This window comes from Parapedobacter brassicae (assembly GCF_051400755.1).
GTDB lineage: Bacteria > Bacteroidota > Bacteroidia > Sphingobacteriales > Sphingobacteriaceae > Parapedobacter.
In genome coordinates, this window is record NZ_JBLFFL010000025.1 from 1 (window position 1) to 809 (window position 809).

Genomic DNA, 809 nt, shown 5'->3' on the forward strand with positions numbered 1-809 from the left:
TCGTAGAACTGCTCGGTCAGCACCGTCACGCCGCCGGTGGGCCAGGCCCGGTTCGTGTAGGCCGTGCCCGCCGTGTTGCGCTCCTCCCACTGGTTGCCCGTGGTCTGCGCGTCCGCCTGCCCCTGCACCGTGGTCCGGTAGTCCGTGCCTGCCGTGGCTCCTGTGGTCCATATCCCGGTGAGCACCACCCGGCCGGGTGCATCGTACTTGGTCACCGTCCACTGCTGCGGCGATTTCATCCGCTGCACGCTGTCCTGCGTAGCCACCACCTGGTCCAGCTTGTTATAGACCAGGAACTCACGGCCCCTGCCCGGCACTTTCTTTTCGATCAGCCGCCCGCGGCTGTCGTACCGGTAGTGGTACACGTGATCGGCCAGCCACGCGGTGCGCGCCGTACCCGCCGCAGGCAGGTCCGCGCGGTCCGGTGCCGCCCCCGGCGTCAGCACGAACGCCAGCCGCCCGAAATCGTCGTGCACGTAGTACGTGCTCACCACCGCGTTCGCATTGTACGTCCGCTTCAGCACCGCCCGGCCCTGCTTGTCCGTGTATTCCTCCGCCGTGCCGTTGCGGCCGTCCGCGGAAACCCAGTTCTCATCTTTCGTGACCGTCACGTAGAGCTCCCCCGCCGCGTAGATCGCATTACTGGCCAGCGCCAGCGTGGGCGTGCCCTGCGCGCTCAGCGTGACGCTATACCGCGCCACGCGCCTGCTGGCTGTGCCGAAGCCCGCCACCGCGTCGTTGGTTGCGTATTCCGTCATCACCGTGCGGCCAGCGGTGGCCGTGCGCGAGGCGGCCGGCTGCCACGCCGG

The 809-nt window shown here is 68.9% G+C and carries 1 pseudogene; it reads right to left on the reverse strand.

The features are described from left to right. A pseudogene (locus ACMGDE_RS19940) lies at positions 1–758 on the reverse strand (hypothetical protein); the annotation flags it as partial. Between the last annotated feature and the right edge of the window lie 51 nt (positions 759–809).